Raw genomic sequence first — 439 nt, forward strand, 5'->3', positions numbered from 1 at the left:
CCTGTTACTATTTCTTCCGCAGAAACCGACAATTATATGTCAGCTTCAAAAGAAGTTTCATTGGTGATCGAAAATGCAGAGATCACAGGACTGGCTTTTGAAGGTGACACTTTTACTTATGATGGTGAAGCTCATAGCATTGCTGTCACCGGACTTCCGGAAGGAGCATTAGTAGAGTATACCAATAATGGGCAAATTAATGCAGGTACTTATAAAGTGACTGCAACTGTAAGTCAGGACAACTACAATAATAAAGTTCTGACTGCTGATCTTGTGATCAAAAAAGCAGAAGCGGTAATTACTGCAGATGCTGTTCAGACTTTCACTTATGATGGAACTGTTAAGAATGTTGCTGCAAGTCTAAACCATTTTGAAACTACGTTGACGTATTCTCCTGCACAAGGATATACTAATGCCGGAACTTATGAAGTTACTGTGA

General features: G+C 39.2%; 1 protein-coding gene. It reads left to right on the forward strand.

All coding sequences use genetic code 11. The features are described 5' to 3' along the window. Window positions 1-36: 36 nt before the first annotated feature. Window positions 37-439 (forward strand): MBG domain-containing protein (locus RM541_RS17415; RefSeq protein ID WP_311501406.1); only part of this gene is annotated, 403 nt, incomplete at its 3' end.

Source organism: Autumnicola psychrophila (genome assembly GCF_031846645.1).
GTDB classification, from domain to species: Bacteria; Bacteroidota; Bacteroidia; order Flavobacteriales; family Flavobacteriaceae; genus Autumnicola; species Autumnicola psychrophila.